Origin of the sequence: Kitasatospora sp. NPDC096140, assembly GCF_040303045.1 — a bacterium.
In the GTDB taxonomy this organism is placed as follows: Bacteria; Actinomycetota; Actinomycetes; order Streptomycetales; family Streptomycetaceae; genus Kitasatospora.
Window position 1 is genome coordinate 43262 of sequence record NZ_JBEOUW010000055.1, and the last position, 11212, is coordinate 54473.

Consider the following 11212-nt stretch of genomic DNA (forward strand, 5'->3'; position numbering starts at 1 on the left):
TCGGTCGGCCTGCGGGGTGCGGGATCTGAGTAGCCGTACGGATTCCCGCGCGGCGGGCGGGGGCGTACCGTCGTCACGGGTGTCGCAGGACGGCGGGACGAGCGGGGGCTTCCGCCCGACCAACCCCAGTGAGAGAGAATGTTGTTCATGACGAATCCGATGAACGAGCGCTCGTCGCAGGAGCCCTACCAGGCCGCCGGCGGGCAGCCGCAGGACGGCCAGAAGGTGCTGATCGTCGGACCGGACGGGTTGCCCGTGGGCCAGGGGTTCACCGGCCCGGCGGGGGACGGGGACGACGACGGCGACATGCCGCGTGAGCTCCCGGTGACCGAGATGGTCGAGCAGCCCGCCAAGGTCATGCGCATCGGCAGCATGATCAAGCAGTTGCTGGAGGAGGTCCGGGCGGCTCCCCTCGACGAGGCGAGCCGGGTCCGGCTGAAGGACATCCACGCGAGCTCGATCAAGGAGCTCGAACTCGGTCTCGCCCCGGAGCTGGTGGCCGAACTGGAGCGGCTGTCGCTGCCGTTCACCGAGGAGACCATCCCGACCGAGGCCGAGCTGCGGATCGCCCAGGCCCAGCTGGTCGGCTGGCTGGAGGGCCTGTTCCACGGCATCCAGACCGCGCTGTTCGCCCAGCAGATGGCGGCGCGGGCCCAGCTGGAGCAGATGCGGCGGGCGCTGCCGCCGGGACTGCACGGCGGGGACCCGGACGAGGACGACCCGGGTCAGGGCCGCGGCATCCGCTCCGGTCCGTACCTGTAGCCCGGCACCCGGCGTAGCCCGCGCCCGGAGCCGGCGTCCGCCGGTGGGCCGGGGCGGTCCGCCGGACCGGACGTACCACGACGATCCGCCCCGGGCCGTCGCCGCCGGGATCCGTCGCCGGCGGCCCGGGGCCAGGACCGGCCCCGGGGCCGGTCACCGTCGGCGCGAGCCGATACCCTGACCCCTGTCGCAGGCCGGTCGAGCCGCCGCGACAGGGGTCCGCCAGGCCAGCGGGCCGGGCCCACCAGCACGGACGAGACCGAACGTCACGGTTGCGGCAGTACGGCCGCGCCGAGGGGGAGCAGAGGACCATGAGCGAGCACGGCAACGCGGCGGTCGAGGGCTTCTCCCTGGGCAACGGCCGTTATGTGCTGCAGCGGCTGCTGGGCGAGGGCGGCATGGCGTCCGTGCACCTCGCCTACGACAGCGTGCTGGACCGGCAGGTCGCGCTGAAGAGCATGCACAGCGAGCTCGGCCGGGACGACTCGTTCAAGGAGCGGTTCCGCCGCGAGGCCCAGGCCGTGGCCCGGCTGGAGCACCCGAACATCGTCACGGTGTACGACAGCGGCGAGGACGTCGCCCCGGACGGCTCCAGCACGCCGTACATCGTCATGCAGCTGGTCGACGGCAAGGGCCTGCGCGAGGCGATCAACGAGGCGGTCGCCCAGTACGGCGCGATGCCGACCGAGGAGGCCCTGAAGGTCATCGTCGGCGTGCTGAACGCGCTGGAGGCCTCGCACGACATGTCCCTCGTGCACCGCGACATCAAGCCCGGCAACGTCATGTTCGACCGCAAGGGCAACGTCAAGGTCATGGACTTCGGCATCGCCCGGGCGCTGGAGTCCGGCGTCACGTCGATGACCCAGACCGGCATGGTGGTCGGCACCCCGCAGTACCTCTCGCCCGAGCAGGCGCTCGGCAAGCCGGTCGACGCCCGCTCCGACCTGTACTCGGTCGGCGTGATGCTCTTCGAGATGCTCACCGGCCAGCTGGTCTTCGACGGCGACTCGGCGTTCTCGATCGCCTACAAGCACGTCCAGGAGGAGCCGCCGGCCCCCTCCACCCTCAACCGGTCGGTCACCCCCGAGGTGGACGCCTTCGTCGCCCAGGCGCTGCGCAAGGACCCGGCGCACCGGTTCCAGAGCGCGGCGGCGATGCGCGACGAGGCGGAGCGGCTGATCGCGGCCGCGAAGGGCGGCGGCAGCGGGCACCCGCTGCAGGCCAGCACCCCGCTGGTGATCAACGAGGGCCCGCGCTCGGTGCACGCCGCCCCGCAGGCCCCGCACACGCCGCAGCCGCAGTACCTCCAGCAGGGCGGTCCGCAGGCGCCGCAGTACCAGACGCCGCCGCCGGCCTACCAGGCGCCGCGTCCGCAGGCGCCGCACACGCCGCACCCCTTCCCGCAGCCCCAGGCGCCGCAGTACCAGACGCCGCCGCCGGCCTACCAGGCGCCGCGTCCGCAGGCGCCGCACACGCCGCACCCCTTCCCGCAGCAGGCGCACACCCCGCCGCCGCAGCCGATGCCGCCGTACCAGCAGCCGAAGGCGCCCGGCGGTGGCGGCTGTTCCACGGTCGTGGTCGTGGTCGGGATCATCATCGGCGTGCTCGTGCTGGCCGGCATCATCATCGCGATCGTGGTCAACAACGCCGACAAGAAGACCAACGGCAAGTTCAGCCACTCGGCCCGCCCCGCGAACGTGCTGGTGGTCGACCTCGCAGCCGACCGGAATGGCCGGCTCTGACGGTTTCCGACCGGTTGGCGGGTGCCGGGGCGCGCGCCGGAAGCGGTAGCGTTCGGGGATACGTAAGCGACAGGGCACCGCGATCCGAGCGAACGCCCGGGGCGAGGAGCGATGGCACAGACGCAGCATCCGGACGACGACGCTGGTGCCCGAGCGGTCGGCCGGACCGGCGGGACGCCGAGGATCCCCGAGCCGGGCAGCGAAGCCCCGACCTCGGCGCTGCCGCCCTTCGCCGGCGGGCCGCACACCCCCGGTCGCGGGTCCGCCGTGCCGCTGGGCACCGTCGGTGACGGCCGCTACCGGCTGACCCACCGGCTGGGCCGCGGCGGCATGGCCGAGGTGTTCGCCGCCGAGGACGTGCGGCTGGGCCGCACCGTCGCCGTCAAGCTGCTGCGCGGAGAACTGGCCCAGGACGACGTCGCCCGGATCCGCTTCACCCGCGAGGCACACGCCGTCGCGGCGCTCAACCACCACTCGATCGTCTCGGTCTACGACACCGGCGAGGAGTACGTCGGGGACGAGTCCACGCCGTACATCGTGATGGAGCTGGTCGAGGGCCGGACCGTCCGGGAGCTGCTGGCGGACGAGGACGCGCCGCCCGTCGACCAGGCGCTGATCATCATCGCCGGGGTGCTGGAGGCGCTCGCCTACAGCCACCGGAACGGCATCGTCCACCGGGACATCAAGCCCGCCAACGTGATCATCACCACCACCGGCGCGGTCAAGGTGATGGACTTCGGCATCGCCCGGGCGCTGACCGGCGGGGCCACCACGATGACCCAGACCGGCATGGTCATGGGCACCCCGCAGTACCTCTCGCCCGAGCAGGCGCTGGGCAAGCCGGTCGACCACCGGTCCGACCTGTACGCGGCCGGCTGCATGCTGTACGAACTGCTCACGCTGCGCCCGCCGTTCACCGGCGACACCCCGCTCTCGGTGGTCTACCAGCACGTCCAGGACCTGCCGATGCCGCCCTCGCAGGCCAACGGCCGGGTGCCGGTCGGCCTCGACCCGCTGGTGCTGCGCTCGCTCGCCAAGAACCCGGACGACCGCTTCCAGGACGCCGACGAGTTCCGCGCCCACGTGCAGCACGCGCTGCGCGAGATGCACGGCGCGGCCGGGGCCGGCTGGGTCGGCGTGCCGGGGGGCACGGGCGACACCGGTGCGACCCAGGTGCTCCGGCCGGACCAGACGGCGGCCACCGCGGCCTTCGGCGTCGTCCGCCCCGGTGACAAGACCTCCGCACTGCCCTACCAGAGCGACTCGCAGACCCCCTTCACCCCCTACTCGGGGCACGGCGGCCCGTACGGCGGCGGTGGGGACGACGGCGGGGACGACGACGGGCACCGCCGGCGGCGCGGGCCGTGGGCCTGGGTGGCGGGCGGCGTCGCCGTGCTGGTCGCGGCCGGTGCCGGGATCGCGTTCGCGCTCAGCGGCACCGACCACGTCACCAAGGACCCCGGGGTGCCCACGCCGCCGGCGCCGGTGGTCAGCACGTCCGAGCCGACCACGCCGACCCAGAGCGGTCTGCCGAGTCCGCCGGCGTCGGTGTCCGGCAGCAAGAAGCCGCAGCAGCCGACCGACACCGGCAACAACAACAGCAACAGCAACAACACCGGCAGCAACAGCGGCAACAACATGTCGCCGTCGCCGAGCACGGGCAAGCACACCCCGACCCCGACGCCGACGGGTACCTCCCCCCACACGGCGACGGGCAGCGCCTCCGCGACCCCGACCGGCGGGTCGACGGGCGGATCGACGCCGACCTCGGGCGGGGGCGGCGGTGGCACGCCCACCAACCCGCCGCCGAAGCCGGACCCGAAGCCGACGGGGACGCTGCCGGCCGGGGGCTGACCCGGTCAGTTGGCGAAGGCGTCCAGGACCTGCTCGTACTCCTGGCACCACCACGCCAGTTGGCCCGCCGAGGCGGGGTAGAGCGGGTCGGCCCGGTGGTCGGCCCGCTGGTACCGCCACTGCAGCATCCAGAAGTCGTTCAGCCGCTCCCACCACACCCGGTGGGCGGCGGCGGCCAGGTGCTCGGCGGTGGCGGCGCCGGAGGCCCGGTAGGCCTGTGAGTAGCGGCGGACCCGGACCAGGTCGAGGGCGCCGGACACGCGGTCGTTGAACAGCAGCGTGGCGGCCCGGACGGCCTCCTCGGCGCGCGGCTGGGTGCCGAGCTTGTCCCAGTCCAGGACGGCGGCCACCCGGCCGCCCGCCGGGTCGTCGCCGTACAGCAGGTTGAGGCCGTGGAAGTCGCCGTGGGTCCAGCCGGTGGGCGGCGCGGCCTGCGGGGCGGGGCGGCGGTGGGCGTGCTCGGCGAGCAGTTCCAGCCGTTCCGTGAGCCGTTGCTCGACCAGTGCGTCCAGGTCCCCGTGCGGGCGGTGCTCGCGGGCGCGGTGCCGCAGGTCACGGGCCAGCCCGGCGCTGTCGGCCGGGTCGGCGCTGCGGTAGCCGGCGGGCTGCTCGAAGGGGGCGCAGACGTCGTCGAGCGCGCCGTGCAGCCGGCCGAGCAGCGCTCCGAGCGCCTCGCACTGCGGGAGACCGAGCTCGGTACCGTGCCGGTGTCGGCCATCGGTCCACGGGAACAGCGCGAACATCCGGCCGCCCCGGCCGGCCACCGTGCCCGAGCGTTCGGCGCAGGCCAGCGGCGGTGCGACGGGCAGCCCGAGGGTGTTCAGCGCGGCCATCGCGCGGTGGTGGGCGAGGATCTTCGGTCGGCTGGCGGTGGCGGTGTCGACGTAGCACTTCAGGAAGTAGTGGCCGGCCTCGGTGGTGACCCGGTACCCCCGGTTCAGCAGGCCTTCGGCGACCGGTTCGGCGGTCAGTGGGCGCCCCACCCGGTAGCGGGCCAGGACCTCGACGAGCGCGGTGTGCGGGACGGGCGGGCTGAGGGTCCCCATCGGCGGTGCGGAGAGATCGGGGCGGGCCGGGGCGCAGGCGAGGGTCTGGCTGAAAGTCACAGCCAGAGGGTATGGCCCCCTCGCGGGGGCCCTTGACAGATCGTCAGTTGTGTGCAGCCCTAAGGTCAGTACTGGTGGTCGGCCTGGTGCCGCGCCACGAAGGCGGCCGCTTGGGTGCGTCGCTCCATGCCCATCTTGGCGAGCAGACTGGAGACGTAGTTCTTCACCGTCTTCTCGGCCAGGTGCAACTCGTTGCCGATCTGACGGTTCGTCATCCCCTCGCCGATCAGATCGAGGATCCGCCGCTCCTGCTTGGTGAGTTGGGACAGCCGCTCGTCCTCCTTCCCGCCGCCGTCGCGCAGCCGGGCGAGCACCCGGCTGGTGGCGACCGGGTCGAGCAGCGAGCGGCCCGCCGCGACGTCCCGGACGGCGGTGATCAGGTCGGTGCCGCGGATCGCCTTCAGGACGTAGCCGGAGGCGCCTGCCATGATCGAGTCGAACAGCGCCTCGTCGTCCGAGAACGAGGTCAGCATCAGGCACTTGATGTCCGGCAGCAGGGACCGGACCTCGCGGCAGACCTCGACCCCGTTGCCGTCGGGCAGCCGGACGTCGAGCACCGCGACGTCGGGGTGGACCGCGGGGATCCGGGTCAGCGCCTCGGCGGCCGTGCCGGCCTCGCCGACCACCTCGATGTCGTCCTCGACCGAGAGCAGATCGTGCACGCCCCGCCGGACGACCTCGTGGTCGTCGAGCAGGAATACCCTGATTTGTCCGTTATCAGTCACGTCCAAAGCCTCCCATAACACCGTACGAAAGACCTATCGCTCACATCGCCGTAAAGACGTGATCCGGCCAGAGACATCCGAAACCGATACCGAGAACCCCCTTACGTACGGGCGTCCGCCCGGATAACGTGCGCTGGTGTCCTGAAGGCGCTCGAATTGAGAGCTGCGTCACGTCGCCCGTCACCCCCACCCTTCCGACGGCGGTCCGAGCGCGGCACCCTCGGGGTTGTGACCCTGAACAAGTAGGACGTCCTAGCGCAAGCGCGCCAAGGGCGGACGCTGGGTAACGTTCTCGTGAGGGACGCCGTCGGAACAGGATCACCACCTGCCCCGCAGTAGGTGCGCACACCCACGCGCGCCCCGCGGGGCGGTGACCGGACCGGTCACCGGCGACCCCGGGCGGCCGGACAGACCGAGGAGTGAACGTGACCGTCAAAAGCACGGCGAGGACCCGCAAGAAGGCGGCCCCCGCTGTCCCTGACACCCTCCGCGCCACGGGTAAGGACGCCCAGCCGGAGCTCGTCCAGCTGCTCACGCCGGAAGGCGAGCGGGTCGAGCACCCGGACTACCCCCTCACCACCACTCCGGAGGAGCTGCGCTCCCTCTACCGCGACCTGGTGCTGGTGCGCCGGTTCGACGGCGAGGCCACCGCACTGCAGCGCCAGGGCGAGCTGGGCCTGTGGGCCTCGCTGCTCGGCCAGGAGGCCGCCCAGGTCGGCTCCGGCCGCGCCATGCGCACCGGCGACTACGCCTTCCCCACCTACCGCGAGCACGGCGTGGCCTGGTGCCGCGACGTCGACCCGCTGAACCTGCTCGGCATGTTCCGCGGCGTGAACCACGGCGGCTGGGACCCGAACGAGAAGAACTTCCACCTGTACACCATCGTGATCGGCTCGCAGACCCTGCACGCCACCGGTTACGCGATGGGCATCACCAAGGACGGCGCCGACGACGCGGTCATCGCGTACTTCGGCGACGGCGCCTCCAGCCAGGGCGACGTCAACGAGGCCTTCACCTTCGCCTCGGTCTACAACGCTCCGGTGGTCTTCTTCTGCCAGAACAACCAGTGGGCGATCTCCGAGCCCACCACCACCCAGACCAAGATCCCGCTGTACCGCCGCGCCTCCGGCTTCGGCTTCCCCGGCGTGCGCGTCGACGGCAACGACGTGCTGGCCTGCCTCGCGGTCACCCGCTGGGCGCTCGACCACGCCCGCAGCGGCAACGGCCCGGTGCTGATCGAGGCGTTCACCTACCGCATGGGCGCCCACACCACCTCCGACGACCCCACCCGCTACCGGCACGCCGAGGAGACCGAGGCCTGGAAGGCCAAGGACCCGATCACCCGGCTCCGCGCCCACCTGGAGAAGGAGGGCCTGGCCGACGACGAGTTCTTCGCCGCGGTCGACGCCGAGAGCGAGAAGCTGGGGCTGCGGGTGCGCGAGGGCGTGCGCAGCATGCCGGACCCGGACCCGACCCTGATCTTCGACCACGTGTACAGCGAGCCGCACGCGCTGGTCGATGAGGAACGGGCCGAGTACGTCGAGTACGCGGCCTCCTTCGAGGCGGGGGAGAACCTCTGATGGCCGGTCAGCTGAGCATCGCCAAGGCGCTGAACGAGGCGCTGCGCAAGTCGCTGGAGAACGACCCGAAGACCCTCCTCATGGGCGAGGACATCGGCAAGCTCGGTGGCGTCTTCCGGATCACCGACGGCCTGCAGAAGGACTTCGGCGAGGGCCGGGTGATCGACTCCCCGCTCGCCGAGTCCGGCATCGTCGGCACCGCGATCGGCCTGGCACTGCGCGGCTACCGCCCGGTGGTGGAGATCCAGTTCGACGGCTTCGTCTACCCGGCCTTCGACCAGATCGTCTCCCAGCTGGCGAAGATGCACGCCCGCGCGCTCGGACACGTCAAGATGCCGGTCACCATCCGCATCCCCTACGCGGGTGGAATCGGCGCGGTCGAGCACCACAGCGAGTCGCACGAGGCGTACTTCGCGCACACCGCCGGTCTGCGCGTGGTCACCCCCTCCAACGCGCACGACGCGCACTGGATGCTGCGCCAGGCCATCGAGTCGGACGACCCGGTCATCTTCCTGGAGCCCAAGCGCCGCTACTGGGACAAGGGCGAGGTCGGCGACGCCGCCGACCTGGGCATGCACGACGCCCGGATCGTCCGCCCCGGCACCGACGCGACGCTGATCGCGTACGGCCCGATGGTCAAGGTCTGCCTGGAGGCCGCCGCGGCCGCCGAGGAGGACGGCCGCCGCCTGGAGGTCGTCGACATGCGCTCGCTCTCCCCGGTGGACTTCACCACCCTGGAGGAGTCGGTCAAGCGCACCGGTCGGGCCGTCGTGGTGCACGAGGCACCGGTCTTCCTGGGCATGGGCGCCGAACTGGCCGCCCGGCTCACGGAGAAGTGCTTCTACCACCTGGAGGCACCGGTCCTGCGGGTCGGCGGCTACTACGCGCCGTACCCGCCGTCCCGGGTCGAGGAGGCCTTCCTCCCCGACCTGGACCGCGTGCTCGACGCCGTCGACCGCGCGCTCGCGTACTGATCCAGGGGAGCGAAGATGACCACCGAAGTTCGCTCGCTCCGCGAGTTCAAGATGCCCGACGTGGGCGAGGGCCTCACCGAGGCCGAGATCCTCAGCTGGTACGTCAAGCCCGGTGACACCGTCACCGACGGGCAGGTCGTCTGCGAGGTGGAGACCGCCAAGGCGGCCGTGGAGCTGCCCATCCCGTTCAACGGGGTGGTCGAGAAGCTGCACTTCCCCGAGGGGACGACGGTCGACGTCGGCACCGTGATCATCTCGATCGCGGTCGCCGGGGAGGCGGGAGCCGCGGCCCCGGCCGCCCCCGCCGCGGCTCCGGCGGCCCCGGCTCCCGCCGAGGAGGCCGAGCCGGAGCGCCGCGAGGTGCTGGTCGGGTACGGCCCGCGCACCGGCGGCAGCCAGCGCCGGGCCCGCCGGACGACCACCACCACGGTCACCGCGACCAAGCCCGCCGCGGCGCCCGTCGCGCCCGCGCCGGCGGCCCCGGTCGTCCAGCCCGCGCCGGCGGCTCCGGTCGCCCCGGCACCGGCAGCCGGAGTCCCGGCCGGCGAGCGGCCGCTGGCGAAGCCGCCGGTCCGCAAGCTGGCCAAGGACCTGGGCGTCGACCTCCGCGAGGTGACCCCGACCGGCCGCGACGGCGTGATCACCCGCGAGGACGTGCACGCGTTCGCCGCGGCCAAGGCCGCTCCGGCGGCGCCGGTCGCCCCGGTGGTCGAGGCCGCCGTGGCCGAGCCGGCCGCGGTGTCGGTGCCGGCGTCCGGCGCGGGCGACGTCCGCGTGCCGATCAAGGGCGTCCGCAAGGCGACCGCGCAGGCGATGGTGGCCTCGGCCTTCACCGCCCCGCACGTCACCGAGTTCGTCCAGGTCGACGTGACCCGCACGATGAAGTTCGTCCGCCGGCTCAAGGAGAGCGGCGAGCTGGGCCGGGACGTCCGGGTCAGCCCGCTGCTGCTGGTCGCCAGGGCGCTGCTCACCGCGGTCAAGCGGCACCCCGAGATCAACGCGCAGTGGGACGAGGCGGCCCAGGAGATCGTCATCAGGGGCCAGGTGAACCTCGGCATCGCCGCGGCCACCCCGCGCGGCCTGATCGTCCCGAACATCAAGGACGCCGGGTCCAAGACCCTGTCGGGGCTGGCCGTCTCGCTCGGCGAGCTGGTCGAGACCGCCCGCCAGGGCAAGACCTCGCCGGCCGACATGCAGGGCGGCACGATCACCATCACCAACGTCGGCGTCTTCGGCGTCGACACCGGCACGCCGATCCTGAACCCGGGCGAGGCCGCCATCCTGGCCTTCGGCGCGGTCCGGGAAATGCCGTGGGTGCACAAGGGCAAGGTGGTCCCGCGTCAGGTGACCACGCTGGCGCTCTCCTTCGACCACCGCCTGGTGGACGGGGAGCTGGGCTCCAAGGTGCTGGCCGACGTGGCCGCCCTGCTGGAGCGCCCGAAGCGCCTGATCACCTGGGGCTGACGGCCCGCGCGACGACGAAGGGGTCCCCCTGCTCCGCACTGTGGTGCGGAGCAGGGGGACCCCTTCGTGTGCCCGTTCGTCGGCTAGCGCTGGGGACGGAGTCGGCGGACGGCGATCAGGACGCCGGCTCCGAGGGCGAGGAGCGCGGCGGAGGACAGGGCGAGGAAGGTGTTGGTGGAGGAGGCGCCGGTCTGGGCGAGTTCCGGGGTGCCGGCCGGGGCGGTGGTGGCGGGTGCGGTGGAAGTGGCCTGCGGCGCCGGGGACTTGGTGGTCTCGGCGACGGGCGCGGTGACCTTGGCGGGGGTCTTGTCGGCGGCGGGCTCGGCCTTCTTCGCCGGGGCAGTCGGCGCCGGCTTGGTGGTCTTGGTGGGTGCCGGCTTGGCCGGGGTGGTGGGCTGCCCGGCCTTCGACTGGGGGACCGTCACGGACATGTCCTTGAACACCCAGGGCGCGTGCTCACCGTCCTCGGTGTTCGCCGTCACGCCGACCCGGATCCGGTGCAGGTCCGCGGGAGCCTTGGCGGAGAGGCCGATCCGGAAGGTGAAGTGGGTGGCCCGGCCGTCGGACAGGGACTCGCCGGACGGGGAGGACGCGAAGAGGTTCGGGTCGCAGCCGCGGACCAGCGGGACCTTCTGCCAGCCCTTGGGGCCGCCGACCTCCACGGTCAGGTAGTCGCTGCGCAGGGGAGCGCCCTCCTCGTTGTAGAGCGAGAGCGCGGGCTTCACCGTGCGGTACGGAGCGCCGGTGAAGTTGGCGACCTCGACCGGGACGTCCACCGCGGCGCCGCCGGCGCGGACGGTCAGGCTCGGCGTCATGAAGAACCCGGCCTGGACCGTGCCGTCGTGCTTGGCGGCCGCCGTGTCCGAAGTGGCCGCGGCGGTCCGCTTCGACGCGGCCGCCGTGTCCGGGGCGCCGCAGGCCCAGGCGCTGTCGGTGGCGAGGAACTGGATGCCGCCGGCGAGGACGGTGGTGGCGGCGAGGACGGCGATGCGGCGGCGGCCGGAG

At 72.8% G+C, this 11212-nt stretch carries 9 protein-coding genes; 6 read left to right on the plus strand and 3 right to left on the minus strand.

Going from position 1 to position 11212, the window contains the following annotated elements:
* The first annotated feature begins 147 nt into the window (after positions 1 to 147).
* The 3 genes from ABT048_RS36660 to ABT048_RS36670 all read left to right on the plus strand — a co-directional run bounded on the left by ABT048_RS36660 (position 148) and on the right by ABT048_RS36670 (position 4358).
* Positions 148 to 762, plus strand: a complete 615-nt coding sequence (locus ABT048_RS36660; RefSeq protein WP_350525945.1) for a bacterial proteasome activator family protein — start codon at positions 148 to 150, stop codon at positions 760 to 762.
* 311 nt (positions 763 to 1073) lie between these two features.
* A complete protein-coding gene (locus ABT048_RS36665; protein ID WP_350525946.1) occupies positions 1074 to 2504 on the plus strand; it encodes a protein kinase domain-containing protein in 1431 nt (476 codons plus the stop codon).
* A gap of 111 nt (positions 2505 to 2615) precedes the next feature.
* A complete protein-coding gene (locus ABT048_RS36670; protein WP_350525947.1) occupies positions 2616 to 4358 on the plus strand; it encodes a protein kinase domain-containing protein in 1743 nt (580 codons plus the stop codon).
* A 5-nt stretch (positions 4359 to 4363) separates the two neighbouring features.
* Here ABT048_RS36670 and ABT048_RS36675 read toward each other — a convergent pair whose 3' ends face one another.
* Both ABT048_RS36675 and ABT048_RS36680 read right to left on the minus strand, forming a co-directional pair.
* On the minus strand, positions 4364 to 5404 hold the full coding sequence (locus ABT048_RS36675) for a phosphotransferase (RefSeq protein WP_402806261.1): 1041 nt from the start codon (positions 5402 to 5404) through the stop codon (positions 4364 to 4366).
* Positions 5405 to 5529: 125 nt separating this feature from the next.
* The gene (locus tag ABT048_RS36680) at positions 5530 to 6189 is read right to left on the minus strand and encodes a response regulator (RefSeq protein ID WP_350525949.1); all 660 of its coding nucleotides are present in this window, start codon (positions 6187 to 6189) and stop codon (positions 5530 to 5532) included.
* Between the two features lie 425 nt (positions 6190 to 6614).
* On the opposite strand from ABT048_RS36680, the gene pdhA reads away from it, so the two are divergent.
* From pdhA to ABT048_RS36695, 3 genes are read left to right on the plus strand one after another with little or no spacing between them, the layout of a single operon-like run.
* The gene (gene pdhA / locus ABT048_RS36685; RefSeq protein ID WP_350525950.1) at positions 6615 to 7769 is read left to right on the plus strand and encodes a pyruvate dehydrogenase (acetyl-transferring) E1 component subunit alpha; all 1155 of its coding nucleotides are present in this window, start codon (positions 6615 to 6617) and stop codon (positions 7767 to 7769) included.
* On the plus strand, positions 7769 to 8743 hold the full coding sequence (locus ABT048_RS36690; RefSeq protein ID WP_402806241.1) for an alpha-ketoacid dehydrogenase subunit beta: 975 nt from the start codon (positions 7769 to 7771) through the stop codon (positions 8741 to 8743). Before pdhA ends, ABT048_RS36690 begins: the two co-directional genes overlap by 1 nt.
* Positions 8744 to 8758: 15 nt before the next feature.
* Positions 8759 to 10207 (plus strand): dihydrolipoamide acetyltransferase family protein, encoded by a 1449-nt coding sequence (locus tag ABT048_RS36695; RefSeq protein WP_350525951.1) that lies wholly within the window; start codon positions 8759 to 8761, stop codon positions 10205 to 10207.
* A gap of 83 nt (positions 10208 to 10290) precedes the next feature.
* Here ABT048_RS36695 and ABT048_RS36700 read toward each other — a convergent pair.
* A partial coding sequence (locus ABT048_RS36700) for an LPXTG cell wall anchor domain-containing protein (protein ID WP_350525952.1) occupies positions 10291 to 11212 on the minus strand: 922 nt, incomplete at its 5' end.

Excerpts from the sequence above, each read along its gene's own strand:
- ABT048_RS36660 (WP_350525945.1), top strand. The coding sequence starts at position 148 with ATGACGAATCCGATGAACGAGCGCTCGTCGCAGGAGCCCTACCAGGCC.
- ABT048_RS36665 (WP_350525946.1), top strand. The coding sequence starts at position 1,074 with ATGAGCGAGCACGGCAACGCGGCGGTCGAGGGCTTCTCCCTGGGCAAC.
- ABT048_RS36670 (WP_350525947.1), top strand. The coding sequence starts at position 2,616 with ATGGCACAGACGCAGCATCCGGACGACGACGCTGGTGCCCGAGCGGTC.
- ABT048_RS36675 (WP_402806261.1), bottom strand. The coding sequence starts at position 5,404 with ATGGGGACCCTCAGCCCGCCCGTCCCGCACACCGCGCTCGTCGAGGTC.
- ABT048_RS36690 (WP_402806241.1), top strand. The coding sequence starts at position 7,769 with ATGGCCGGTCAGCTGAGCATCGCCAAGGCGCTGAACGAGGCGCTGCGC.
- ABT048_RS36695 (WP_350525951.1), top strand. The coding sequence starts at position 8,759 with ATGACCACCGAAGTTCGCTCGCTCCGCGAGTTCAAGATGCCCGACGTG.